The sequence below is a fragment of the Vibrio sp. R12-SW3-ISO1 genome (assembly GCF_059834005.1).
Map to the genome: position 1 here is coordinate 105223 of NZ_JCBDGK010000041.1, position 22800 is coordinate 128022.

Annotated in this window: 20 protein-coding genes; 8 read left to right on the plus strand and 12 right to left on the minus strand. The window is 49.9% G+C overall.

Translation table 11 applies throughout. The annotated features are described in order from the left end of the window. Window positions 1–2: 2 nt before the first annotated feature. A complete protein-coding gene (locus AC6R0R_RS12215) occupies window positions 3–1430 on the minus strand; it encodes a sodium-dependent transporter (protein ID WP_500626884.1) in 1428 nt (475 codons plus the stop codon). A 422-nt stretch (window positions 1431–1852) separates the two neighbouring features. Between AC6R0R_RS12215 and cls the strand changes: the two genes are divergently transcribed. Next, entirely contained in the window at window positions 1853–3307 is a 1455-nt protein-coding gene (gene cls / locus AC6R0R_RS12220) for a cardiolipin synthase (protein ID WP_500626885.1), read from the plus strand. 77 nt (window positions 3308–3384) lie between these two features. Further along, window positions 3385–4587, plus strand: coding sequence for a cystathionine beta-lyase (locus AC6R0R_RS12225; protein WP_500626886.1), 1203 nt, complete (start codon window positions 3385–3387; stop codon window positions 4585–4587). Between the two features lie 87 nt (window positions 4588–4674). Here AC6R0R_RS12225 and AC6R0R_RS12230 read toward each other — a convergent pair whose 3' ends face one another. From AC6R0R_RS12230 to pspA, 11 genes are all read right to left on the minus strand, one after another. Continuing rightward, complete coding sequence (locus AC6R0R_RS12230) at window positions 4675–5436, minus strand: iron ABC transporter ATP-binding protein (protein ID WP_487902069.1); 762 nt, start codon at window positions 5434–5436, stop codon at window positions 4675–4677. Between the two features lie 10 nt (window positions 5437–5446). Then, entirely contained in the window at window positions 5447–6397 is a 951-nt protein-coding gene (locus AC6R0R_RS12235) for an iron chelate uptake ABC transporter family permease subunit (protein WP_500626887.1), read from the minus strand. Further along, entirely contained in the window at window positions 6390–7346 is a 957-nt protein-coding gene (locus AC6R0R_RS12240) for an ABC transporter permease (RefSeq protein WP_500626888.1), read from the minus strand. Before AC6R0R_RS12240 ends, AC6R0R_RS12235 begins: the two co-directional genes overlap by 8 nt. A 69-nt stretch (window positions 7347–7415) precedes the next feature. After that, window positions 7416–8324, minus strand: coding sequence for a siderophore ABC transporter substrate-binding protein (locus tag AC6R0R_RS12245; RefSeq protein ID WP_500626889.1), 909 nt, complete (start codon window positions 8322–8324; stop codon window positions 7416–7418). 407 nt (window positions 8325–8731) lie between these two features. Continuing rightward, window positions 8732–9304 carry a DNA-3-methyladenine glycosylase I gene (locus tag AC6R0R_RS12250; protein WP_500626890.1) on the minus strand — a complete coding sequence of 191 codons (573 nt, stop codon included), beginning with the start codon at window positions 9302–9304 and terminating at the stop codon, window positions 8732–8734. A 34-nt stretch (window positions 9305–9338) separates the two neighbouring features. Continuing rightward, window positions 9339–12488 carry an efflux RND transporter permease subunit gene (locus AC6R0R_RS12255; protein ID WP_500626891.1) on the minus strand — a complete coding sequence of 1050 codons (3150 nt, stop codon included), beginning with the start codon at window positions 12486–12488 and terminating at the stop codon, window positions 9339–9341. Further along, entirely contained in the window at window positions 12475–13569 is a 1095-nt protein-coding gene (locus AC6R0R_RS12260; protein WP_500626892.1) for an efflux RND transporter periplasmic adaptor subunit, read from the minus strand. The genes AC6R0R_RS12255 and AC6R0R_RS12260 overlap by 14 nt, the downstream gene beginning before the upstream one ends. Further along, window positions 13569–14600: an efflux RND transporter periplasmic adaptor subunit gene (locus tag AC6R0R_RS12265; RefSeq protein WP_334550738.1), complete on the minus strand. Its 1032-nt coding sequence runs from the start codon at window positions 14598–14600 to the stop codon at window positions 13569–13571. Before AC6R0R_RS12265 ends, AC6R0R_RS12260 begins: the two co-directional genes overlap by 1 nt. A gap of 212 nt (window positions 14601–14812) precedes the next feature. Beyond that, window positions 14813–15202 carry an envelope stress response membrane protein PspC gene (gene pspC / locus AC6R0R_RS12270; protein WP_334550740.1) on the minus strand — a complete coding sequence of 130 codons (390 nt, stop codon included), beginning with the start codon at window positions 15200–15202 and terminating at the stop codon, window positions 14813–14815. Further along, window positions 15195–15428, minus strand: a complete 234-nt coding sequence (gene pspB / locus AC6R0R_RS12275) for an envelope stress response membrane protein PspB (RefSeq protein WP_334550742.1) — start codon at window positions 15426–15428, stop codon at window positions 15195–15197. Before pspB ends, pspC begins: the two co-directional genes overlap by 8 nt. Window positions 15429–15518: 90 nt before the next feature. Further along, the gene (pspA, locus tag AC6R0R_RS12280; RefSeq protein WP_334550744.1) at window positions 15519–16193 is read right to left on the minus strand and encodes a phage shock protein PspA; all 675 of its coding nucleotides are present in this window, start codon (window positions 16191–16193) and stop codon (window positions 15519–15521) included. A gap of 188 nt (window positions 16194–16381) precedes the next feature. Here pspA and pspF point away from each other — a divergent pair, with 188 nt between their 5' ends. The 6 genes from pspF to AC6R0R_RS12310 all read left to right on the plus strand — a co-directional run bounded on the left by pspF (window position 16382) and on the right by AC6R0R_RS12310 (window position 22785). After that, the gene (gene pspF / locus AC6R0R_RS12285) at window positions 16382–17416 is read left to right on the plus strand and encodes a phage shock protein operon transcriptional activator (RefSeq protein WP_500626893.1); all 1035 of its coding nucleotides are present in this window, start codon (window positions 16382–16384) and stop codon (window positions 17414–17416) included. Window positions 17417–17555: 139 nt separating this feature from the next. Then, window positions 17556–19169, plus strand: a complete 1614-nt coding sequence (locus AC6R0R_RS12290) for an ABC transporter substrate-binding protein (protein ID WP_500626894.1) — start codon at window positions 17556–17558, stop codon at window positions 19167–19169. Further along, complete coding sequence (locus AC6R0R_RS12295; protein WP_500626895.1) at window positions 19169–20131, plus strand: ABC transporter permease; 963 nt, start codon at window positions 19169–19171, stop codon at window positions 20129–20131. Before AC6R0R_RS12290 ends, AC6R0R_RS12295 begins: the two co-directional genes overlap by 1 nt. Next, window positions 20118–21005: a putrescine export ABC transporter permease SapC gene (gene sapC, locus AC6R0R_RS12300; protein ID WP_500626896.1), complete on the plus strand. Its 888-nt coding sequence runs from the start codon at window positions 20118–20120 to the stop codon at window positions 21003–21005. The genes AC6R0R_RS12295 and sapC overlap by 14 nt, the downstream gene beginning before the upstream one ends. Then, complete coding sequence (locus AC6R0R_RS12305) at window positions 21005–22003, plus strand: peptide ABC transporter ATP-binding protein (RefSeq protein ID WP_500626897.1); 999 nt, start codon at window positions 21005–21007, stop codon at window positions 22001–22003. Before sapC ends, AC6R0R_RS12305 begins: the two co-directional genes overlap by 1 nt. Then, a complete protein-coding gene (locus tag AC6R0R_RS12310; protein WP_500626898.1) occupies window positions 22000–22785 on the plus strand; it encodes a peptide ABC transporter ATP-binding protein in 786 nt (261 codons plus the stop codon). Before AC6R0R_RS12305 ends, AC6R0R_RS12310 begins: the two co-directional genes overlap by 4 nt. The last annotated feature ends 15 nt before the right edge of the window (window positions 22786–22800 follow it).

The window sequence follows — 22800 nt, forward strand, 5'->3', positions numbered from 1 at the left end:
GATTACAACTTCTTAGAGAAGATACCCGCCAATACGATGATACCGATACCCAGCAGCATGATTTCGCCTTTACCGCTATCAAAGCCAGATTTGATACCCATGAAGGCAACAATCGCGATAGCAACAGGGATAACGAATTTCACTAGGTTGTACCATAGACCGAATAGTGGGAAAGACACTTCGCCATCGTTGGTGATTTCTTTCTTCAGGTCGTCACGGTTCAGTCTCCAGCCTGCGAAGATACAGATCAACATACCACCTACTGCTAGGAAGATTTTATCCGTTAGTAGATCGAAGATGTCAAACGCACCAGTATCAAACAGTGTAGGACCAACGCCACCAAGAGAAAGCGATGCGATGATACATAGTGTCGCCATTACAGCGCCTGAACCAATTACCGCTGTTGAACGCTTCAGACCTTTTTCATCGATAAGGTAAGACACAACCACTTCAAGTAGAGAAACGGAAGAAGTCAAAGCCGCTACTGTTAGACCAATGAAGAACGCCAGAGCAAGCAATAGACCTACGACGCCGCCCATTTCAGCAAACAGTTGAGGTACAACGACAAATACTAGACCTGGGCCTGCAGCTGGTTCCATACCGAAAGCGAACATTGCTGGGAACATGGCGATACCAGCAAGGATGGCAACGCCGGTGTCCATCGCAGTAACGATAGCCGTGTTCTGTACTAGGTTCTCTTTCTTCTTCAAATAAGAGCCGTACGTCAGCATTGCACCCATACCCAAGCTAAGCGAGAAGAACGCTTGACCTAGTGCTGCAAGTACTACGTTGCTGTCAACTTTCGAGAAATCAGGGCTAAATAGGAACTCCAGACCCGCTGTCGCACCTGGTAGCATAAGACCACGTACCGAAACCACGATGAGGATTAGGAAAAGCAACGGCATAAGAATTTTGCCTGCTTTTTCGATACCACCAGAGATACCTTTGATAACGATCATGATGTTTAGGAAAAGGTAAACCGCCATCCAAAGTAGAGGCTGAACAGGATCAGAGATGAAACCACCAAAGCTGCTGCCAATCGCGTCCGGTGTGCTCAGTAGACCACCACCGACTTTAAACACGTATGCTAACGCCCAACCACCAACGACTGGGTAGAAGCCCATGATCAATAGACCACTGAACACACCCAATACGCCGGTAAAGGCCCAGCGACGGTCTGTTGACTTGAACGCGCCAACCGCAGAAAGACCCGTCTTACGACCGATCGCAAATTCTGTCAGCATGACGCTGAAACCGATAACAATAACGAACACTAGGTAAATCGCAACGAACGCGCCGCCGCCGCTTTCCCCAGCAGTGTAAGGAAACTTCCAGATGTTACCCAAACCAACAGCAGAACCTGCTGCGGCCATGATGAAGCCTAATTTAGACCCCCACGTATCACGGGCTGATGAACTTGATGTAGCCACGGTTACTCCATTAAAACTTGATTGATGTTGTGTATGCTTCTGTTAGGCGTCTTTAAAAGTTATGTGTATATTATTTTTTACACTTTTAAGAATTTTGAGTGACGCTAACGTTGTGGTAAGTAAACCAGTTTACCAGTAAAATTGGAAGCCCTGCCAAGTACAAATTACCAACATATTTGTAACCTGCGCAGTTAAATGCTGCTTTTTTGACCTAGCGCGCATGCTTGTGTCTTCATTTTACAATTCTCTAACACAATCGTTCTGTTTCGCTATACGAAACCAGTCTGGTATATAAGCCGTTCTCTACCCTATTACGCATTCATAAATGTTATGCATTTATGTCCATTGCAAACTTTCAAACGCTTGTTGGAAAACGGGGCTCGAAGTAAGATGGACAAGCTATTGCAGTCTTAGGTTAATTGATGGATAAATTTTACCAGTTCCTTACCCTCGCGGGGATCGTACTCTATTGGATACTTGTTGCTGGCGTCACGCTTCGTGTCGTCCATAAACGGCGCGCTGTCAGCGTATCGTTAGCATGGTTGATGATCATTTATATTCTTCCCGTGGTGGGCGTTGGGTGCTATTTCTTATTTGGCGAACTTAACTTAGGTAGAAAACGCGCCGAACGGGCGAAAGAGATGCTCGCTCCCTTTGCGACTTGGTTCTCAAAACTCAATGATTGCCATGCGCACTCCCCTGAGATGTTTGGCCGCCACATCACCCGCATTGACGAACTGTGCAATAATCGCCTCGGTTTGCCCGCCTTATCAGGCAACTCATTATCTCTGCAGAGTTCACCCAATGAGATATTGCGCTCCATCATAGAGGATATCGAACACGCTCAATCGAGCATTCGAATGGTGTTTTACATCTGGCATCCCGGTGGGCTCGCCGACTCTGTCGCCTCTGCCCTTATTCGCGCGGCAAAGCGAGGCGTAAATGTCAAAGTGTTGCTCGATTCCGCAGGCAGCCCGCGCTTTTTTAGCAGTGATTGGCACACCATGATGAAACAAGCGGGCGTCGAGGTGGTTCAGGCGCTCGAAGTGAGCCCGTGGCGTATTTTTCTGCGTCGCCTCGATTTGCGCCAACATCGCAAGATCATCGTTATTGATGAAAAAGTGGCGTATACCGGTTCGATGAATCTGGTCGATCCTGCCCATTTCAAACAAGATTCCGGTGTCGGTCAGTGGATCGACATCATGATCCGCATCACTGGCCCCACCGTCAATGTCCTCTCTGCCATCCATTGCTGGGATTGGGAAGTGGAAACCGGCCAGCGCAGCTTACCCTCCATTCCAGAATGCCGAATAGATGACAGGCAGACCCAGCACCCTGTGCAAGTGGTCCCTTCTGGTCCCGGGATGCCTGAGCATTTGATCTCCCAAGTTTTAACCTTGGCGATCAATCAAGCCAACCAATCCGTGCGCATTACGACGCCTTACTTCGTCCCGAGCGCCGATTTGTTGGAAACCTTGAAGATGACCGCTCAGCGAGGCGTCAAAGTAGAACTCATCATTCCACACAAAAATGACTCACTGATGGTGCAGTGGGCGTCACGCGGTTTCTACGCTGAATTGATGCAAGCGGGTGTGGAGATTTTTGAGTTCTATGGCGGGTTATTGCACACCAAATCGGTCGTGATTGATGAGCAATTCTGTTTAGTTGGCACCGTCAATATGGACATGCGCAGCTTATGGCTTAACTTCGAGTTGACCCTCGCCATCGATGACGTGGCGTTTACTAAAGAGATGTATTGGTTACAGCAAAGCTACATCGAGAGTGCCTATAAGGTGGAGTTAGAGCAGTGGAACGAACGCTCTCTCTATTCCCGCTTCCTAGAGCGTGTCTTCTACTTATTTAACCCACTGTTATAAGGCTTGATCATTGCCGCTCGCCATGTTTTAAATAGAGGTTCGTTTCATTGGCAACGCAGCAAAGACAAGGACTTAAGATGTCAGAGGGCAAACAAACAAAATTCGTCACCGCAGGTCGTGACAAAAAATGGACCAACGGCGTGGTCAACCCACCCGTGCAACGCGCCTCAACCGTGGTGTTCGACACCGTTGCGGAAAAACATCACGCCATGGTCAACCGCGCGAACAAAACCCTCTTCTATGGTCGTCGTGGTACTCACACCCATTTTGCCTTTCAAGATGCGATGGTTGAGATTGAAGGCGGCGCAGGGTGTGCGCTGTTCCCCTGTGGTACGGCCGCCATCTCCAACGCGATCCTCTCTTTTGTCGAGACGGGCGATCATATTCTTATGGTGGATACCTGTTACGAACCGACACGTGATTTCTGTAACACCATCATGAAGAAGATGGGCGTCTCGACGACCTACTTTGACCCTATGATCGGCGAAGAGATCGAATCACTTATCCAACCTAACACCAAAGTGCTATTTCTCGAGTCTCCAGGCTCAATCACCATGGAAGTGCAGGATGTCCCGACGCTCGCCGAAATTGCGCATAAACACGATATCATTGTGATGCTCGACAACACTTGGTCAGCGGGCGTCCACTTCTCACCGTTTGAACATGGGGTCGACATTTCGATTCAGGCGGCAACCAAATACATCGTTGGTCACTCGGACGTCATGCTAGGTACCGCGGTGGCAAATGAAAAGCACTGGGATCAGTTACGTGAGCAAAGCTATCTGATGGGGCAATGTGTCTCGCCGGATGATGCTTATCTGGGTCTGCGCGGCATTCGCACGCTGGATGTGAGACTAAAACAGCATGCGCAGAACAGTCTGAAAGTCGCCCAGTGGCTGGCCAATCGTCCAGAAGTGGATCACGTTCGCCACCCTGCGCTCGATACCTGTCCGGGTCATGAGTTTTTTGCCCGTGACTTTACCGGCGGCAACGGGTTGTTTTCCTTTGTACTCAAAACCAGTTACCCAAGAGCCACCACCGCCCTACTCGATGGAATGACGCATTTCAGTATGGGCTACTCATGGGGTGGATTTGAAAGTTTGATTTTAGCCAACGAGCCAAAGAGTTTTAACAGTTTACGCACGGTAGCCAACCCGAACTTCACTGGCACCTTGATTCGTGTCCACATTGGTCTTGAAGACGTTGACGATCTGTTGGCCGATCTGGAGGCGGGTTTTCAGCGCTACAATGCTCTCATTGCCGAAAAAGCGGCTCAGTGACAAATACCAAACAGCCAACATGACAAAAGCGCCACGAAGGCGCTTTTGTTTTATGGATGATGCAGCGAGAGTGATTCACTAAGAGTGTCATCCTTGGTAATACATACAAATACGATTGCCATCGACTTCACGAATCGTGAAAGGCAGCTCGTAAATATCACTTAATACCGACTCTTGAATCACTTCCTGCGTTGGGCCGCTTTTCACCACATGCCCCTTTTTCATCGCAATAATGTTATCCGAATAGCAGGAAGCGAAATTGATATCGTGAATCACAATCACAATCGCTTTGTTATTTTTATGCGCGAGACGCTTCAATGACTGCATCATATCGACCGAGTGTTTGATGTCGAGGTTGTTCAGTGGCTCGTCTAAAAATACGTAGTCGGTATCTTGAGCGACGACCATAGCGATGAACGCCATCTGGCGTTGCCCGCCTGACAACTGATCGATAAAACGATCTTGAATATCAGTGATCTCCAATTGCGCCAACGCATCGTCAATGACCGACTGATCCGCTTTGGTCAAGCGTCCTTGTGAGTAGGGGAAACGGCCAAAGGCGACCAACTCACGCACCGTAAATCGCATATTAATGTTGTTGGATTGGCGCAGCACTGCAAGATGCTTAGCAAGCTCCTGGGTTTCCCATTGATTGAGTGGCTTGTCGCCAATCACAACCGTTCCAGCATCACTGTCCGTCAAGCGGCTCGCCATAGCAAGCAGCGTACTTTTTCCCGCCCCATTTGGGCCGATAATGCTCGTCACCTCCCCGAGAGGGAACAAAGCATCAGCATTGTTGACCACATACTGTTCGTCGTATTGTTTACTTAATCCACGGATGGTAATCATTTTGCTCGCCTTAACTGAGTTTTTCTCTGCTCAACAACATTAAGAAATAGGCACCACCGACAAAGTTGATGATGACACTAATCGTGGTTTGAAAATCTAATAGGTTCTCAACCATCCACTGCCCACCTACCAACATGACAATCGACAGCAAACTGGCACCAACCAGTAACACTCGATGCTGATAGGCGCGAAACAACTCGCGCGTCAGTGCCACCACTATCAGACCAAAAAACAGCACCGGACCGACCAACACTGTGGAAATGGAAACCAAAATGGTGATGGCAAACATCACCCTCATCGTCAGCTTTTGGGTATCGACACCGAGACTTTTCGCGTTCGCCTCACCAAGCCAAAAAACGTCCAACTGTGGAGAGAGATAAAAGAGGTACGCCGCGCTCAAAGAGAGAGGCAACAGACTCCAGTAGACCAAGTCACCGTTGATGTTATTGAAACTCGCGAACATAGACCCCTGAATCATGATAAATTCATCGGGATCGACAATCATAGTGAAGAAGCCGGTGACGCTGCTAAATAGACTGCTCAACACCACGCCAATCAGCAGCAAGGTAAACAGGTTTCGCTGCGCCTTTTTGAAGTAAAAGCCAAACAGCGTCATGGCGAGCAACAACATAATCGACGTGGAGAGCAAAAAGTTGATGCCGCTGTTCACCACCCACACACTCATACTGCCCAACGTCACCACCAGCAAGACCTGAATCATCACATACAGCGAGTCGAAGCCGAGAATACTGGGGGTGAGGATTCGATTGTTGGTGATGGTCTGAAACACCAAAGACGACGAGGCAATCGCCACCGCCGCAATCACAATCGCCAGCACTTTAGGGATGCGACGCGACAAGAAAAACTGATAGTTGTCGACGGTCAGACCTTTCCCCAAAAAGTAACCGATAAACAGCAGTGACAAGGCCGTCAGCAACGCCATTTTTACGCCATTACGCATTGCTCTTATCCCTTAGAATCAGTGTCACGAAAATGGCTCCGCCTAGGATGCTGATGATCATCGAAATCGGTACCTCATAAGGGAAAATGATCACTCGTCCTAGCACATCACAGATCAGCACAAGCAACACACCCCAATACGCTGTCCAGGGTAGATTTCGGCACATGTTATCGCCCATAAACAGTGACACCACATTCGGTACAATCAAACCTAGAAAGGGAATCACACCGACGATCATCACCACAGAAGAGGACAACACCGCCACCAGCAGTACGCCCACAGTGACGATTCGTTGATAGTTGAGACCGATATTTCTCGCAAAGCTCTCCCCAATGCTCGCCGCGCTAAACCGACTCGCGTAGAGATAGGCCAAAATCGACGTCGGGACAGCAAGATAGAGCACTTCATAATTGCCTTTGAGAACGGAGGCGAAATTGGCCACTGTCCATGAGCCTAGGGTTTGCACCAAATCGTATTTGTAAGCAATAAAAGTGGTCATTGAGGAGACGACATTGCCGTACATGATCCCAATCAATGGCACCAGCATAGCGTTCTTAAATTTCAGCTTTTGAATAAAACGGACAAAGATCAGCGTTCCAAGCAGAGCAAAACTCATAATGATGGTGAGATGCAGCCAGCTTTGCGCCTCGGAGAACAGCACTAGTCCGATAATGTAGCCGAGCATAGCGCAGTCAACCGTCCCCGTGGTCGACGGGGCAGCAAAGCGGTTTTGAACAATCTGCTGCATGATCAAACCCGCCACACTAAGCCCTGCGCCCGCAAGCCCGATCGCCAACAGCCTTGGCAGCCGACTGGTCACAATGATGTCGAGCGTGTGACTGTCACCAGCCATCAGAGACGACAAATTGATCGTCGCCACACCCACAAATAAAGAAGCAATACTCAGTGTGCACAAACCAAGTATTGCGAAGAGAATTTTGTTATTCATTACATAAGGTAGACGTATGGCCGACACCATCCGTCGCTGTCTCAATGATAAAATTTAAACGTCAGAGGCTCAGTGGAACACTTTTTCGACGTCGGCCACCATGGTTTGCGTTGAGTGGTATCCCCCTGCGGTCAAGTACCACGCAGCAGGGTCCAAAAACACAATGCGGTCGTGCTGGGCGGCCGGTGTGTTGTTGACCAAAGCATTATCAAACAGCTGTTTAGAGACATTATTGCCCGCGCCAATCGCCTGTTGTCTATCAAGGATAAACATCACATCCGGTTTGGCGTCAGCGATGTATTCAAAGGAGATCAAGTTGCCGTGTGTCGCAGCGACGGTCTCGACATTTTTGCTTTCGTTGGTATGGAAACCAAACTCGTCATACACAATCGAGAAACGACTTTGACGACCAAACATAGAAATGCGATTGCCATTGTTCATCACGGTCAGCGCGCTGAACTCACCAGACTGCGCTTTCTTCGCGACGGCATCAAACTGCGCTTGCACGTCTGCGATCATCTGCTCAACACGCTCGGATTGACCAAACACATCCCCCATCACACGCCAGTGATGCTGCGTCGTTGTCCAGTAATCTGCACTGTCAATTTGGTACATATAGGTCGGCGCGATGTCAGACAAAGCAGAGTACATTTCCGCTTGGCGCCCTTCAGCAATGATCAAATCCGGTTTCGCCATGTAAATGGCTTCAAAATTGGGTTCTTTCAAACTGCCCAGCGACGCATATTGCTCCGCTTGGTATTGACTAAGGTGCTCTGGGATCAGTTGCTTCACCACACCCACCACTTCAACATTCAACTCATCGAGCAAATCCAACGCGCCGTAACTAAGCACCACCACGCGTTTGGGCTGACCTTCAATCTCAATGCTACCCAAATTGTGTTCGATTGTTTTCGCACTTGCCCATGTACTTGCCAGCGCAACTGCACAACCCAATACGATGTTCCAAGAAAATACCATGTTTAAAGAAAAAGCCTTAAGCCTTGCCATACGGAGGTTCCACCTTTACCTAACCACACTCAATGACAGGATGTATCACTGAGGATTCACGACATCACCACGTTTAAGGTGTTGTTCCATATTCAAATATTGAATCATTCTTCTCACCAATAGTTGGCAGCTAAATGGCCATATCGCAAATAGTAACAAGAATGATTCTTGATTATGATTGAGAATATCAGCTAATATCAATCCGTCAATAGGATAGTTTCCATACTGGTTATGCAGAAAATGAATTTAGATAAGGTTGACTTACGGAGCCACAAACGAAACGTTAAAAGTATACCGATACGATAAAGGGGCTTGATAGCCCCTTTGCTTATTTACGTTACTCCGTTCACTTTTGTACGTTACTGAGTTCACTTGGCTTATGCGTGTTGAATCGTGGTTTTCTCCCGGCAGAAACAGTCCAAATCGTGATCGAAGACTACCCCAACCGCTTGCAGATACGCATAAAGCGTCGTACTTCCCAAGAACTTAAATCCACGCTTTTTCATCTCTTTAGACAGTTGATCAGACAACGGCGTGGTGGCCACAGGGAGACGCTCTTCACTGCGATTATCGACGGGCACTCCTTGGACGTATCCCCAAATAAACGCACTGAATGAGCCAAACTCCTTTTGTACCTCAAGAAAGCGCTGAGCGTTGTTAATCGCTGCTTCAATTTTCGGCCGGTGGCGGATAATGCTGGCGTCTTGCATCAGTTCCTCAACCTTTTTGGCATCAAACTGTGCGACCTTCTGCGGGTCAAAGCCTGCAAACGCACGGCGATAACCCTCGCGACGCCTTAAGATGGTGTACCAACTCAACCCTGCCTGCGCGGACTCGAGAATTAAAAATTCAAACAACACCTTATCATCATGGACAGGCACGCCCCATTCATTGTCATGATAAGCCACGTAATCTGGCTTTGATTCATCCACCCAACGGCACCGTTGCATGCACTCTCCTTTTCTTGGTTGTTATAACTGCGAGTTACTGAGTCGCCTCTTGCATACCCAGTGCTGAAGGGTCACTTGGCTCCCGACCATTCGGCACACGTACTGAGTGGAATAGGCGATACAACACGGGGACCACAATCAACGTCAGCACGGTGGCAAACCCAAGACCAAACATAATGGTCACGGCCATCGGTTTAAAGAAGATGTCCGGTAGCAGCGGTATCATACCTAAAATGGTAGTGATCGCCGCCATACACACCGGACGTACACGACTCAGCGCCGCATCCACCACCGCGACGTAGGGATCTTTACCCAGTTTCATCTCTATCTCGATCTGATCCAGCAGCACAATGCCGTTTTTCAATACCATGCCAGACAGACTCAAAAAGCCGAGTAGCGCCATGAAACCAAACGGTGTATCGAGCAGCAACAGGCCACTGGTGACACCAATCAGGGCCAATGGCACGGTGCACCAGACGATGATCGGCTCTTTGATGGAGTTGAACAAGAACACGGTGATCAAGAACATGAACAAATAGCCCATCGGCATCGTAGTAAATAGCGATGCTTGCGCATCGGCGGATGACTCATACTCCCCGCCCCATTCTAGCGAATACCCCGGCGGGAACTCGAGCGCTTCTATCTTGGTTTGTAAGCGAATTTGCAGGGTGGCCGCTGTTTCTTCGCCGAGCAAATCTGGGTCAGCCATGACGGTTAACATACGTTTGCGGTTTTTACGCACAATAATCGGGTCTTCCCAGCGCATGTCATAACCTAGCGTGACTTGCTGCAGGGGAATAAATTCGCTCAGTGCAGGGCTCCATATCTTCATCCCTTCGATGTTGCGAATATCCACCCGCTCTTCCTCGGGCAGTCTTGCGACAATCGGCATCAAGGTCGTTCCATCACGGTAGACACCGATGGAGAGCCCAGAGAATGACATCGAAAGAAAATCGTCAACATCGGATTTTGTGATGCCGTAACGTCTCGCTTGGCTTTCGTTAAACTTGGGCTCTAAAACCTTAGTGCGCTCACGCCAGTCATGACGGATGTTGGTCGCGCCAGGATCGTCACGCATGATGCCCTGCACCTCTGCGGCGAGCGAACGCAGCACCGTTGGGTCGGAGCCAATCAGGCGCGCCTCAATTTTTGCGCCACCGCCCGGGCCAAGCTCAATCTTTTTCAGCTTGTAATTGACTTCCGGAAACTGCTGCTCAACGTGGGCACGAAATTTCACCATCAAGGCATCCAAAGATTCATAGCTGGTGACTCGCGTGGTGATCTCACCATAAGCCGCGTAGCTTTTCTCCGGAGCATAGGTGAGCATAAAGCGCTGCAAGCCTTTTCCGGCGGTCGTGGTGACATGCTCGACGCCATCTTGTTGAGTGATCCAACTCTCTAACGCTTTGAGCTTAGTGTTGGTCGCGCGAATGTCCGTCCCTTCAGGCAACCAAATATCCGCCTGAAACATGGGCGTGGTCGATGAGGGGAAAAACGCCTGCTTAACAAAGCCAAAGCCATACACACTGGCGGCCAACCCCACCACCAAGACGATGACGGTAAGCCAAGCTTGGCGCATACACAACTGCAAAAAGCGTCGATAGACGACAAAGATAATCCCATTATAGGGATCGGCATCCTCACTGCCCGCGGCGTTTTTTTGCCCTTTAAAGAAGATGTCAGCAAAAAACGGCGTGATCGAAATCGCGGTAAACCAACTGAGCATTAACGAGATAAGCAACACGGTAAACAAGGTACCGCAATACTCACCGGTCGAGTCTTCAGACAGCCCAATAGGCGCAAACGCGGTAACCGCAATCACCGTCGCACCGAGCAGTGGCCATTTGGTTTGCGTGACGATATCTGTCGCGGCTTGCAGGCGGGTGCGCCCTTTTTGCGTGCCAATCAGTATCCCTTCCACCACCACAATCGCGTTGTCCACCAGCATACCAAGTGCGATAACTAGGGCGCCAAGCGAGATGCGCTGCAAATCGATCGCAAAGTACTTCATAAAAATAAAGGTACCTAACACGGTCAGCAGCAATATAAGACCAATCAAGAGCCCGGAGCGTAAGCCCATGAAAAACAGTAGCACCACAATTACAATCGCGACCGCTTGGCCCAAGCTGACCACAAAGCCACTCACTGACTTGTCAACTTCCTTCGGCTGGCTGTAGATTTCTGCAATCTCGACGCCTACCGGCTGCTGATATTTCAGCTCAGCCAAACGGCGATCAAAACGCTGCCCCACTTCGACCACGTTCACCCCTTGCGCGAAAGAGACGCCGAGGTTGAGCGCCAAATGGCCGTTAAAGGTAATAATGTTGCTTGGGACTTCGATGTATCCGCGCGTAATCTCGGCGACGTCTCGCAGATAGATAAGCCCTTGTGCGCCCGATTCGGTCAAAATCAAGTCGCCCAGTTGGTCGACATTTTGAAACTCACCCGTCGGCTGAATACGAATGTATTCGCTGCCAATGCGCACCGCGCCGGCATCCGAGACCACATTTTGTGTCGAAAGCAAATTAAACACCGTGCTCGGTGATAACCCGAGGCTACTGAGGCGCTTCATTGAAATTTCGATAAAGACTTGCTCTTGTTGCTGACCACTCACCGAGACTTTGCTGACACCGTCTATCAGTTCCAGCTCTCGACGCAGGTAATCGACATAATCGAGCAGCTCTTTATAACTGTACCCATCTCCGGTGACGGCGAGCAAAATTCCATACACATCACCAAAGTCATCGATCACTTGTGGATCATTCACCCCAGGTGGCAGCGAGCCTTTGAGGTCGTTGACTTTGCGGCGCAACTCGTCCCAAATTTGCGGCAGATCATCCGGCCCGTAGTTGTTTTTCATGGTGACGGTGATCTGCGATAAACCTCGACTGGAAATTGAGTTCACTTCATCGACATAGGTCAGTTGCTGAATCGCCTTTTCTAGTGGGTAAGTCACCTCTTCTTCCACTTGCTGCGGTGTGGCACCGGGATAGGAAGTGACGACCATAGCATCTTTGATGGTAAAGGCAGGGTCTTCCAAACGGCCCAAACCAAAGAACGCCGCCGCTCCACCAATCAAAAAGATCAGTGAAATCATCCAACTGATGACTCGATTGCGAATAAAGTACGCGGCGATGCCTGTAATGTCGTCGTCTGCGCGTGGCGTTTGGTTAGAGTTCGTCATGCTGCGCCTCCTTGGCAATGACTTCAACTTGCATTCCCTGTGTCAATTTCCCGAGCCCTGCGATCACAACTTGTTGACCCGCTTCCAGGCCCTCAAGAATCTGCACCGATGTTTTGGTCGCCTTGCCGGTCACCACGGCTTGCTTGCTAACCGTACCGTCATCGTCTAGACGCCAGATGAAGGTCTCGCTGCGCGCTAGTGCATCGCCATCGGCATTGAATATCGCTTCAATGGGTACTTGTACCCCTGCCGATAGATTCAAGCCTGCGTTTTCCCCACGTGAGGTCACTTCGACCGCCATGCCGTCCAAAATGTACTCCTCTTCCGGCATGGGCATCGATAAGGTCACGGTGAAAGTGCCCGTTGAGGGATCGGGCTCAGTGGTGAACGCCTTGATGGTTGCTGAATATTCGTTGCCACTAGGCACACGAACCACCGCATCGATTTTTTCCAGTTTGGCTTGCTCTGGTTGGCGGGCGTAGAGTCTGTCTGGCAATTGAATCACCACTTCGACGTTGTCTAAGCTGTGAATGTTCACCACTTGCTGACCCACTTGAATATTTTCGAACTGATCCACCGCCACACGTGAAATCACCCCATCGACGGGGGCTAATAATTGGGTAAACGAGAGCCGCAACTTGGCCAGTTGCAGTTCTGCGAGCGCAATTTGGCGGTTCGCGGCAATTTCATCAAACTGAGACTTCGCCAACAGCCCTTTATCCACCAAAGGTTTTGAGCGGCGATATTGACTGTCGACCACAGTGTATTTGGCACTGGCGTTGTCGACATCCAACTGATAGTCGGTTGGGTCAAGCACGGCGATGACGTCACCTTTTGCGACTTTATCCCCTTCTTTGACATTCAATTGGCTAATTTCACCAGCGACACGAAAACTAAGATGAGCGCGCTCAGCCGCATTGGCCACCGCAGGAAAAAAGAGGCTATCACCGCTGAACTCGCTGCCGACGCTCGCCACTTTTACTTTAGGCAAGCCAAAATCCAGGTAGTCCGCTTCTCTTTCACAGCCAAACAATACGCTGGTGCACAGCAAGGCGACCGATGTGGTCCATATTCTGTTCATCACAACCCCCGCTCTTTAATCCATTCACGCACTTTGATACCTGCAGTCATGCTGTTGACCCCAGAGGTGACAATTTGGTCGCCATCACTGAGCCCCGACACCACATAACGGCGCTCATCCAATGTGACTGGCGCTTTTTCCACTAAACCTTGGTCATCGACTCGCCATACATAAGTGACACCGTCTTGTTCAAGCAGCGCTGATTTCGGGATGGTGGTCGCTTCTCCGCTGCCAGCGGTGACACTGACAATGCCAGCCATGCCAGGCAAAATCCCGACATCCGTTGGGCGCTCCATAATCATGGTCACTTTGTACGATCCGGTTTTGGGGTCCGCTTCCGTATCTAACTCTTGAAAGCTCAGCGAATATTGGTACTCAGGAAAGGCGTCAAAAGTCATGACGGCTTGGGATTGAGCCCCTCGCGCAAAATGATTGAGTAGGTAGTCTGGCAGTTGGAACACCACTTTCATTAATTGATTGGTTTGAATGTTCATCACTGCTTGCTTCGCAGCGACATATTCAAAATTTTCAGCGGGGATCAACGAGATGGTGCCATCATAAGGCGCAAGTAAGCGTGTGTAGCCCAAATTCGCGTTGGCTTGATCAAGCTGTGCTTTTGCCGAATTGTGATTAGCTTGCGCTTGGTCGAAATCTTGCTCGGAAACGACTTTATCTTCACGCAGTTTTTTATAGCGGCGATATTGCACGTCAGCCAGTGTGAACTGGGCGTTGGCTTGCTCTGCAAGTAAGGCATATTCATCGGGGTTGAGGGTGGCTAACACTTGACCACGCGTGACATTTTGCCCCTCGCGCACATCAATGGTTTGCAGCTGCCCAGGCACGCGAAATGCAAGAACGGCGCGATCTCCGGCTTCAGAGACTGCCGGGAATTGACGTTCAAATTGCGTGTTGCCAACCGAGACGGTAAATAATTTCGCCGGACGAGAGTCTGGCTCAGGGACAGGGGCAGGCTCTTTTCCGCAGCCACTAATCAGCGCGGCGCCCACCAAGAGCGTTAAGGAAGTTCTCATAGTCACAGTTCCATTGTTCGCTATTCATCTATTCAATCCAACTATTAATAAAGGTAGATGATAGCGATATACGCTTCCATAACAGGGATAATAAATTATTATGAAAATTAGGGATTTGGCCGAGTTTTAGACATCAGTCTCAGTGATGAACTTTCACGCTTTGATGATAAAGGCATGAAGTGGGCGCCCCATCACTGTTTGCCGCCGCCCCGTTAGAGCGAGCGAAATTCCCGCTCGACACTAAACGTATCTGAGGTGACGTAGGCTTCCATATCTCTGATTTTGCCTTCGAGCTGATCAAACTCTTGCTCAATATTATCGAGTAATGCGCTTGGCGCTTGACCCTTTTCCCAAGGCTTACTCTTGAGTTTATGTCCTTGCTCGCTCTCCATTTCCGCTTGATAACTGGCGGGCATTTTTTCCAACATAAAGCTGAGAGCAACATAGGCTAGCAGCACCAGAAACGAGCCGCCCAACAGCGCTGCAGAGATGACCAAAATACGTACTAGCCACACTTCTAGTGAGAAGTAGTTGGCCAGCCCAGCACACACGCCCGACAACTTACCGTTGGCAGGGTCTCGATACAGTTCACGTTTACTCATAGCGACGTCTCCAGTTTGGGGACTGCTCGTCAAGGATCCGCTCTAAGGTTTCTACTCGTTGCTGCATCGCATCGGCTTTGTTGGATAAGCTTTGCAGGCGCTGGTAATCCTCTTGCGATAAGCCACTGCTGGTTCTTTTTTTGCTGCGATAGTGCAAGAAAAGCCACAAGGGGGCGACAAAAATCAAAAAGACAATTAATGGCCCTGTAACCATAAACGATGACATACATGACTCCTTTTAGGCGGAGAAGCTGATCGCTTCTCCCTATTGTTGTGGGGCGAATGTTCTGCGGCGAAATGATTTTTCACAGAGGGATTAAGAGGATTTTTTCTCTTCCATCTGCTGCTTTAGTTGCGCGAGTTCTTTCTCAATTTCATCTTGAGCTTGCAACTCAGCAAATTCTTGGTCAAGTGATTTACTCTGGCCAGATTGCGCAAACACATCTGCTTCCGCTTCCAGTTCATCAATCTTACGTGAATATTGCTCAAACTTCGCCATCGCTTCGTTGGTTCGGGCCGTGTGCAGATGTTTCTGAACATCACGACGATTGGAGGCCGCTTGGCTGCGAATCGCCAACGCCTGTTGCTTGGCGCGGGTCTCGGTAATTTTACTCTCTAGCTTACTGATTTCACCGGTCAGCTTCTCGATGGTTTCTTCCACTAAGGTTTGCTCTGTGTGAAGACCTTTGAGTACATCTTGTAATTTCTGTTTCTCAATCAAGGCGGCACGGGCGAGATCCTCGCGCTGCTTAGTCAATGCTAAAGAGGCCTTTTGCTGCCAATCATGCACTTGCTCATCAATGGCTTCCACTTTGCGCGCCAGCTCTTTTTTGTCCGCTATCGCTTTGGCGGAGTTAGTGCGCACTTCGACAAGTGTATCCTCCATCTCTTGGATAATGAGGCGGATCATCTTCTCGGGATCCTCGGCTTTATCAAGCAGAGCACTGATGTTGGAGTTAACGATGTCGGCGAATCTTGAAAAAATACCCATGATGAGGCTCCTTAATGGTTGTCGCTACGAGTGTGAACAATACAAGTGTCGTGCCAATAAATAAGCTCATTTAAAACAATCACTTAGATTTTCCCCCTTGATTGAAAGACACGCATGTGATGAAAATAACCAACATAAGGTAAATTTTACCAACCGCCCATAGGGGCAATTTTGAGTGAGCCGCGACTATGCAACAAAATCTGATTGGCGAGTCACCCGCGTTTCTTGCGGTGCTCGATAAAGTCTCCAAATTGGCTGCGATAGAGCGTCCGGTATTAATTATCGGCGAGCGAGGAACGGGCAAAGAGCTGATCGCACAGCGCCTTCACTACCTGTCCAAGCGTTGGGACCAACCTTTAATTTCACTTAACTGCGCGGCGCTTAGCGAAGGCTTGATAGATTCCGAGCTATTTGGCCATGAGCAAGGAGCCTTTACCGGCTCCAAAGGGCGTCATCAAGGCCGATTTGAGCGTGCGGAAAATGGCACGCTGTTTCTAGACGAGCTGGCCACTGCCCCGCAAATGGTGCAAGAAAAGCTGCTGCGCGTCATCGAGTATGGTCACTATGAGCGAGTCGGAGGGCAAAAACCACTGACAGCCAATGTCAGACTCATCTGCGCCACCAACGCCGATTTACCCACCATGGCGAAAGACGGGCATTTTCGCGCCGACTTGCTCGACAGGCTCGCCTTCGATGTCATTTACCTTCCGCCGCTACGAGCGCGTCAACAAGACATCCTATTGCTAGCCCAATACTACGCCATCAAGATGTGCCGCGAATTAGGGCTTAGCTATTTTGCCGGCTTCACCGAGCATGCGGAGTCAGCGCTGCTCGATTACGACTGGCCTGGCAACGTGCGCGAGCTGAAAAATGTCGTCGAACGTGCCGTGTACCTTCATGGCGAGCAAGAAACGCCGATTGATGAGTTAACCTTTAACCCTTTTAAGCCGCAGTGGAGTGAGCCTCTCGAATCCGCTTCTCATGACACTATAGAGAAGGCGTCCAACGCTGAGGGTGCGCCTGTGTTTACTTTTCCGATGGATTACAAACGCTGGCAGGAAGAGCAGGACATCGCTCTGCTTAACCAAGTGCTGGCAGAAAGCAAATACAACCAGCGAAAAGCCGCACAATTGCTCGGTCTTAGCTATCATCAGCTCAGGGGAATGGTGAGAAAGTATCAATTAAATACGCCAAACCTTGAGTCTTCCGCAGACGATGAGTAAATCGGCTCTTGATAACCCAACACTTGGGTTATCAAGAGGTTTAATGATAAATTACCCTTATCTTTTATGGTAAATCACTCAGATATTGAGGCATAATGTCCAATCGCTTTGTGCTTTATCTCAGGCAATCGCTCTTTCTATGAAAGCATTACTACAGTTAACATTCGGTCTCGTTGGCCTCGGTTTGCTTAGCGGCTGCGGAGACGACATCGACCACAGCAAAATCCGCCAAAGTGGCTTCGTCTATTGTGGCCAAGGTGGCCCCGGGACCTTTAACCCGCAACTGGTCGACAGCGGCATCACGTCTGAAGCGCTCAGTCCTCAGATTTTCGATACCTTACTGGTCCTCGATCCAGACACATACGAACCCATACCCAGTCTCGCCACCGCATGGCAGGTTGATGCAAGCGGTACGGAGTACACGTTTACGCTTCGTCCCAACATCCAATTTCAAATCACACCGTGGTTTACGCCCTCTCGAGCACTGAATGCACAAGACGTGGTGTTTAGTTTTAAGCGCATCATTGACCCACAACATCCGTTTCATCACGTTGGGGGCGGTATTTACCCTTGGTTTAACAGCATCGACTTCCCCAATTTAATTGAAGATGTCGTGGCTACCTCAGATGACCAAGTCCGCTTTATTCTCTCTCGTCCGGATAACACGTTTTTATCCAACATCGCCACCAGCTACCCGGTGATTCTCTCCAAAGAGTACGCGAGTGAACTGGAGATAAAAGATGAAAAAGCGCGCTTAGATTCCCACCCCGTCGGCACCGGTCCCTTTTATTTGGCAGAGTACCAAGTCAACGACCTGATTCGCCTTAAACGCCATACACGTTACTGGAAACAGCCCGCCTTGATGGAGCAAGTTGTGTTTGACATCTCCCATCGCGGTACTGGCACACTGGCTAAACTGCTGCGTAACGAATGTGATGTACTGAGCTCGCCTCTGTCGAGTCAACTGCCCATCATTCGCGCGCAAGATAACATTGAGTTGATTTCCAAGCCGGCAATGAACATCTCCTTTATTGCTGTCAATACCGCCCACCCTGCGCTCAAAGATGCGCGCGTGCGCAAGGCGCTCAACTTTGCCATTAACCGACAAAACATTTTAGATTCTGTCTACTATGGTACGGGTAGCCAAGCCTATTCGGTTCTGCCGCCTAGCTCTTGGGCGTACCAAAAAGACGCCAACCAAATTCGTTACGATCGCAACTATGCTTTGGCACTGCTGCGAGAATCTGGATTCAGCGAAGGTTTGGAGCTCAGTATGTCGGTACCTCTTGAGCCTCGCGCATTCAACCCAAGCCCGCGCAAAACCGCGGAGTTGATTCAAGCGAACTTGGCAGACATTGGCATCACCTTAAACCTCATTACTGATGAGCGCTTCGAGCGAACCAACCTCTCCAGCAACATCGATCTCTACCTCACCGGTTGGATCGCCAGTACGGGTGATCCGGACAACATTCTGCGTCCACTCTTGTCGTGTGATTCCGATCGCGTTGGACTGAATGTCTCCAGTTGGTGTAACCCAGATTTCGACTTTTTGCTCGATTTGGCGCTTGAAGTGGATCGTCCTCGCTATCGCCTCAACCTCTATAGGCAAGCACAGAATATTTTGAACGAAGAGTTTCCCGTGATCCCACTCAATCACGGCGTGCAGTTGCAAGCGCATGATCGCTCGATTCGTGGTTTTCGCATGAGCCCATTCAATGCACAACCTTTTGATAAAGTGGAGAGGGTGAACTGATGCTGCTGTATACCCTAAGAAGACTGAACCTCTTTATCATCACCTTGCTCATTTTGACCATGGTGGGCTTTAGCTTACTTCGTTTAGAGCCCGACTCCGCCTGGAACCAAATGAGCTACTGGTCAGGATGGACGACTTACGTCGGAGAGTTGATGCACTTAAACTTTGGCGTTAATAAGCAAGGCGTGGCGATTATTGACGAGCTTGGCGTGGTCTTCCCTGCCACCATTGAGCTGTGCTTTATCGCGTTTGTCATCTCCCTGATGATTGGTATTCCGATTGGCACGTTAGCGGGCATGCGCCAAGGTAAGTGGATTGATACGGCGATCTCCTTTACCTCGATGTCGGGCTATTCTGCACCGATATTCTGGATTGCACTATTAATGATCATGGCGTTCTCACTGCACTTTCAGTTATTTCCCGTTGGCGGCCGCTACGATCTTCTGTATCAAATAGAACACGTGACCGGCTTTGCCTTAGTTGACGCGTTTTTTGCCAAAGGTGCGTACCGAGCACACGCGCTGCAAAGTGTTATCGAACACCTGATCTTGCCCTGCTTGGTGCTGGCACTCGCTCCGACCACACAAGTTATTGGCTTGATGCGCGCCTCGGTTGCGGAAGTGATGGGGCAAAACTACATTCGCGCGGCGCGGATTAAAGGTCTCTCAAATCACGAGATCGTGACTCAACACGTGCTGCGTAATGCCATCCCACCCATCATCCCCAAAATCGGTATTCAGTTATCGAGCATGTTAACCTTGGCCATCATTACCGAGTCTATTTTTAACTGGCCGGGGATTGGTCGCTGGCTACTGGATGCTTTGTCAAACCGCGACTACGTCTCTATTCAAGCGGGTGTCATCGTAGTGGCAACACTGGTACTCACCGCCAATATTGTCTCGGATCTGTTTGGTGCTATGGTTAATCCGCTGGTAAGGAAGGAGTGGTATGCTAAGCGATAACATCTATCAAGAAGAGTCGATACCCACTCAGTTTGAGCGTTTTTGGCGCAGCTACAAAGCCAACAGCTTAGCGATGTTTGGTTTGTGGTGTTTGATTCTGCTGATCGTCATCACGCTACTTTCTCCGTGGATCACACCCCATGACCCACAAGCACAAACCGGTGAATTGCTGATTCCCCCTTCTTGGGATCCGACCGGCACCGTCGAATACTTCCTTGGCACCGACGATTTAGGCCGAGACATTCTCTCGCGCTTAATCGAAGGCTCACAGCTGACGTTCGGCGCCGCCATCATCATCACACTCATCGCGGCCCTCATAGGTTGCTCAATCGGTATTTTGGCTGGAATGACTAAAGGCCTGCTCTCCAGTACGCTAAACCACTTGCTTGATACCGTGATGTCGATCCCTTCCCTGCTTTTGGCGATCATTTTCGTCGCCTTTCTGGGCTTTGGTGAATTCAATATCCTACTGGCGATCGGTCTAGCGCTTATTCCGCGTTTCGTGCGCTCCTTATATATCGCGGTGCACGCAGAAGTGGAAAAAGACTACATCATGGCCGCAAGACTCGATGGTGCGAATGATTTCTACCTGCTGTGGAACTCCATTTTGCCCAATATCTTAGTGGTGATCGCAGCCGAAATGACCTACGCGTTGTCATTGGCCATCTTGGACATCACCGCACTGGGCTTTTTGGGCCTTGGCGCTCAAACCCCAAGTACCGAATGGGGCGCGCTACTCGGTGACTCCGTCGAGCTCATCTATTTAGCGCCTTGGACAGTGACGTTACCGGGCCTTGCCATTATGTTCACTGTCATCGTGATCAACCTCGTTGGCGAAGGGGTTCGCCAAGCATTGAATGCGGGGATTGAATAATGCCGCTGTTAGATATCCGTCATCTCACGATCGAGATTGAAACGCCACAAGGGCTGATGAAAGCGGTCGATCGAATGAGCCTGACTCTCAACGAAGGTGAAATTCGCGGACTGGTGGGCGAATCTGGCTCAGGCAAAAGTCTGGTGGCGAAAGCCATCGTTGGCGTGTGCAAAGAGAACTGGAAAATCACCGCCGACCGCATGCGCTTAGGCAATATAGACCTATTGCAACTCACGCCGAAAGAGCGTCGCCGCGTTATTGCGCGCGATGTGGCGATGATCTTCCAAGAGCCCTCCACCTGTTTGGATCCATCGGAAGAAGTGGGCAAACAGCTGATTGAATCCATTCCAGCCAGCGCCTTTGAAGGCCACTGGTACGAGCGCTTTAGTTGGCGTAAGAAGCAAGCCATTGGCCTACTGCACAAAGTGGGCATTAAAGATCACAACCGTCTGATGAACAGCTACCCTTATGAGCTGACGGATGGGGAGTGCCAAAAGGTGATGATCGCAATGGCGATCGCGGCCAAACCCAAGCTGTTAATTGCAGACGAGCCCACCAATGACCTCGATCCGATCACGCAATCGCAAATCCTGCGTTTGCTCAGTCGAATGAATCAGATTAACAACACTTCAATCTTGCTGATTGGTCATGATCTCACCACCATCACCCAGTGGGCCGATCGCATCACCGTGATGTACTGTGGTCAATCAGTGGAGTCGGCAGATACCGAGCAGTTGCTTGAAAAGCCAAAACACCCCTACACCGTGGCGCTATTGAAGGCGATGCCCGATTTTAGTGAGTGGATTCCTCACAAAGAAAAACTGCAATCCTTGCCCGGCACCATTCCACCGTTGCAACATTTGCCAATTGGCTGTCGACTTGGACCCCGCTGCCCATACGCGCAGCGTCAGTGTGTTGAGATCCCCATGACCAGACGGATTAAAAACCACAAATTTGCCTGTCACTTTCCACTCAATACGGAGAGAAAAAAAGCATGAGTGCGCTACTTGAAGTCGACCAACTGTCGAAACAGTTTGTCACGCGTTCTGGCTTGTTTCGAAAGAAAATCCAACAGGCTGTCAAGCCCGTGAGCTTTAGCTTAGATGCAGGGCAAACTGTGGGGTTTATCGGCCAAAATGGCTCTGGTAAGTCCACGTTAGCGCGCATGTTGGCCGGTGTGGTTGAACCCAGCTCTGGCGAAATCCGGGTGAATGGCGAAGCGCTGCGCCATGAAGACTACTCGACGCGTTGTAAGCTCATTCGCATGATTTTCCAAGATCCGAACACCTCGCTCAATCCAAGAATTCAGATCGGCCGTATCCTTGAGGGGCCATTGAAGCGCAACACCAACATGCCACCCGAAGCACGTATTAAGCGCGTGAAAGAGACCCTACTTCGAGTGGGATTGTTGCCCGAGCATGCGTACTTCTATCCGCAAATGTTGGCAACAGGTCAAAAACAGCGCGTCTGTCTCGCGCGAGCGTTGATTTTGCAGCCTTCTGTCATCATCGCCGACGAAGCGCTTAATGGTCTTGATATGGCAATGCGCTCACAGATCATCAACCTGTTTCTAGAACTGCAAGAAGAGATGGGCGTATCGTTTGTCTATGTGTCGCAGCATATTGGCACCGTCAAACACATCACTGACAAAGTGATGGTGATGCACGAGGGAGAAGTGGTCGAGGCGGGTGATACCCACAAGGTGCTGACTGACCCACAACACCCGATCACTCAGCGCATGGTTGAAAGCCACTTTAACAAAGCGCTCTGCTTTCGCTAAATCGCCATTTCAATC

Bases quoted from the DNA above. Each gene is read 5' to 3' on its own strand.
- pspF (WP_500626893.1), top strand. From the start codon at position 16,382: ATGCAACAAAATCTGATTGGCGAGTCACCCGCGTTTCTTGCGGTGCTC.
- sapC (WP_500626896.1), top strand. From the start codon at position 20,118: ATGCTAAGCGATAACATCTATCAAGAAGAGTCGATACCCACTCAGTTT.
- AC6R0R_RS12265 (WP_334550738.1), bottom strand. From the start codon at position 14,600: ATGAGAACTTCCTTAACGCTCTTGGTGGGCGCCGCGCTGATTAGTGGC.
- AC6R0R_RS12235 (WP_500626887.1), bottom strand. From the start codon at position 6,397: ATGCGTAATGGCGTAAAAATGGCGTTGCTGACGGCCTTGTCACTGCTG.
- cls (WP_500626885.1), top strand. From the start codon at position 1,853: ATGGATAAATTTTACCAGTTCCTTACCCTCGCGGGGATCGTACTCTAT.
- AC6R0R_RS12240 (WP_500626888.1), bottom strand. From the start codon at position 7,346: ATGAATAACAAAATTCTCTTCGCAATACTTGGTTTGTGCACACTGAGT.
- AC6R0R_RS12250 (WP_500626890.1), bottom strand. From the start codon at position 9,304: ATGCAACGGTGCCGTTGGGTGGATGAATCAAAGCCAGATTACGTGGCT.
- AC6R0R_RS12225 (WP_500626886.1), top strand. From the start codon at position 3,385: ATGTCAGAGGGCAAACAAACAAAATTCGTCACCGCAGGTCGTGACAAA.
- pspC (WP_334550740.1), bottom strand. From the start codon at position 15,202: ATGAGTAAACGTGAACTGTATCGAGACCCTGCCAACGGTAAGTTGTCG.
- pspB (WP_334550742.1), bottom strand. From the start codon at position 15,428: ATGTCATCGTTTATGGTTACAGGGCCATTAATTGTCTTTTTGATTTTT.
- AC6R0R_RS12245 (WP_500626889.1), bottom strand. From the start codon at position 8,324: ATGGTATTTTCTTGGAACATCGTATTGGGTTGTGCAGTTGCGCTGGCA.
- AC6R0R_RS12305 (WP_500626897.1), top strand. From the start codon at position 21,005: ATGCCGCTGTTAGATATCCGTCATCTCACGATCGAGATTGAAACGCCA.
- AC6R0R_RS12230 (WP_487902069.1), bottom strand. From the start codon at position 5,436: ATGATTACCATCCGTGGATTAAGTAAACAATACGACGAACAGTATGTG.
- AC6R0R_RS12295 (WP_500626895.1), top strand. From the start codon at position 19,169: ATGCTGCTGTATACCCTAAGAAGACTGAACCTCTTTATCATCACCTTG.
- AC6R0R_RS12260 (WP_500626892.1), bottom strand. From the start codon at position 13,569: ATGAACAGAATATGGACCACATCGGTCGCCTTGCTGTGCACCAGCGTA.
- pspA (WP_334550744.1), bottom strand. From the start codon at position 16,193: ATGGGTATTTTTTCAAGATTCGCCGACATCGTTAACTCCAACATCAGT.
- AC6R0R_RS12290 (WP_500626894.1), top strand. From the start codon at position 17,556: ATGAAAGCATTACTACAGTTAACATTCGGTCTCGTTGGCCTCGGTTTG.
- AC6R0R_RS12310 (WP_500626898.1), top strand. From the start codon at position 22,000: ATGAGTGCGCTACTTGAAGTCGACCAACTGTCGAAACAGTTTGTCACG.
- AC6R0R_RS12255 (WP_500626891.1), bottom strand. From the start codon at position 12,488: ATGACGAACTCTAACCAAACGCCACGCGCAGACGACGACATTACAGGC.